This window comes from Telmatospirillum sp. J64-1 (assembly GCF_006980715.1).
Lineage (GTDB): Bacteria > Pseudomonadota > Alphaproteobacteria > Rhodospirillales > Magnetospirillaceae > Oleiliquidispirillum > Oleiliquidispirillum nitrogeniifigens.
The window spans coordinates 1-2,193 of record NZ_SBHN01000065.1 but is presented as its reverse complement, the minus strand read 5'-3'; the positions used below and the strand labels follow the sequence as shown (position 1 = coordinate 2,193).

At 62.4% G+C, this 2,193-nt stretch carries 3 protein-coding genes; all 3 read left to right on the top strand.

The features are described from left to right. Window positions 1-452, top strand: a 452-nt coding sequence (locus EPD66_RS24270; RefSeq protein WP_185961606.1) for a hypothetical protein, incomplete at its 5' end; no start/stop codon positions are given. An 8-nt stretch (window positions 453-460) separates the two neighbouring features. After that, entirely contained in the window at window positions 461-1,519 is a 1,059-nt protein-coding gene (locus EPD66_RS23745) for a hypothetical protein (RefSeq protein ID WP_142851037.1), read from the top strand. Further along, the gene (locus EPD66_RS23740) at window positions 1,519-2,052 is read left to right on the top strand and encodes a DUF4376 domain-containing protein (RefSeq protein WP_142851036.1); all 534 of its coding nucleotides are present in this window, start codon (window positions 1,519-1,521) and stop codon (window positions 2,050-2,052) included. The genes EPD66_RS23745 and EPD66_RS23740 overlap by 1 nt, the downstream gene beginning before the upstream one ends. Window positions 2,053-2,193 lie beyond the last annotated feature (141 nt).

The window sequence follows — 2,193 nt, the reverse complement described above, 5'->3', positions numbered from 1 at the left end:
CGCGCTTCGGCTATCACTTCTACCGGCCGCCGGCACCGATCACCGCCCGCTATTGGCGGATGTCCATCCAGGCGCCCGAGTGGTTTCAAATCGGGCGCCTCTGGGCTGGCCCGGCCTGGGTGCCGGCCTGGAATTACAGCTATGGCTGGTCTCGCCGCTGGGTCAACGGCACCAAGCCCGCCAAGAGCGAGCGGTCGCTGATCCAGTATGCCGACGAGGGCGCCCGCGCCAGGGAGGTATCGCTGCCCTTCGAGCACTTCACCCCGGCCGACGCGCAGATCGCCGAGGACATGCTTTTTGACATCGGTACCAATGGCCAGCTGCTCCTCTGCCTCGATCCCCTGGCGCCTGGCCGGCAGACGCTGTTCGCCACCCTGATCGACCCGCCGCCTACCATCCAACGCTACTGCAAGATCTATGAGGCCAGCTATCTGGCCGTTGAGAGCCGCTGAGGTCTGACATGCCCTTCCAACTCGCTGATCGTGTCCACGAGACGACTACAACCACCGGCATCGGTTCCATCTCTTTGGGCGGTGCGGCCAACGCATCCAAAACCACTTTCATCGACGCCATCGGCGCCGGCAATGTGACCTGCTATTGCATCACCGACGGCAATGCCTTCGAGGTGGGGTTTGGAACGGTAAATGGGGGCAGCCCCCCGACCCTGATGCGCGACCATGTGCTTGCCAGCAGCAACAACGGCAATCTGGTCAACTGGCCCGCTGGCGCTAAGGCGGTATTCTGCACAGCGCCGGCCGAATTATTGCTGCAGCTGGCCAGATCCGGCGGAAGAACAGTCCGGCCTGCCTATGCGGCGCCCGGTACGATTTGGTCGCGGAGCAGCGACTGGCAGGCCTATCTCTTCGATGGCCAACAGGACCGGCGCCTGCTGCAGGAAGGAGATTCCATCAATGGAACCACCGGGACGCTTTCTGTTGAGCGAGGCGGCACCGGTGCCACCTCGGCCGGTGCTGCCTTAACCAATCTGGGTGGCACGCCGACCGGACGCACCATCACTGCCGGCAACGGACTGTCCGGCGGCGGCAATCTGGCGGCCAACCGGACCATCGCCCTGGGCACTCCTGGCACTCTGACCGCCACGACCACCAACGCGGCGACTGCCGAAAGCCACACCCATAATATCGACATCGCCACTCAAGCCGAAGCCCAGGCCGGCACCAATACCACCAAGCTGATGACTCCCCAGCGCGTGGCGCAGGCCATCGGTGCGCTGGCTGGGGGGCTCGGCTACGGCCAGACTTGGCAGGATGTGTCTAGCCAGCGGCAAGTCCAGACTGTGTACCAGAACACCACCGGAAAGCCGATCATGGTTTTGTTTGGTACTACTGGCTCTGGGACGCAAAGAATGTCTGTCTCTCACAATAACTCGACGTGGGTGGAAATGGCTCTTGCCCAAAACAATGATAATGGCAGGTATATCTATATCATTGTTCCTCCTGGACACTACTACCGGGCAGATAACGCGGGAGGTTTCGGTCGTTGGCTGGAGCTACGCTAATGGAATATGGATTTTATCATCCTGATCGCGGCTATTGGCAGGCCACCGGCGAGGTCCCCGAGGACATCCGCGAGTCCTATCCCGAGGGCACAATTGAGGTGCCGCTGCGACCATCACCCCATCACGAATGGAAGGATGGCGAGTGGGTCGCGGGACCTGCGCAGATCGATCCTGCTCAGCTTCGTGCCGCCATCGATGCCGAACGCGACCGCCGGCTGGCGCTGGGCTATCGTCACGATTTCGGGGGGGATGTCGGTGTGCAGGTACTGCAAACGCGCGACCTGACCGACCGGACGAACTGGCTCACCCTTGATGCATCGGCGAAAACGTTGGTTGCGGCGGGGCATGGCGACATGCCGCTATCCATCCGGACCGAAGCCAATGTGGTCATCCAGGTTACCGCCGCAGAAGCCGTCTCAATCATGGCAGCCATGGCGCAACATGGCGCCGCCATCATGGCCGCGAGTTGGGCGCTGAAGGACGCTCTCGAGCGCGGCGAGGAGGTGGATATCACCCAAGGCTGGCACGCCTGATGGTTTCCCCCGCTGGTCGGCCGGCGGGGGCTTGGGCGTTGCCGCGCCCAAAGCCGCGAGTGGGGACCTCGCACGATCAAGAGATCATCCCGCCACCTCTGCAGAGGCGGGAACAGAAATGGAACATTTATCCAATGGAGT

Coding starts and splice junctions, on each gene's coding strand:
- EPD66_RS23745 (WP_142851037.1), top strand. CDS start 461: ATGCCCTTCCAACTCGCTGATCGTGTCCACGAGACGACTACAACCACC.
- EPD66_RS23740 (WP_142851036.1), top strand. CDS start 1,519: ATGGAATATGGATTTTATCATCCTGATCGCGGCTATTGGCAGGCCACC.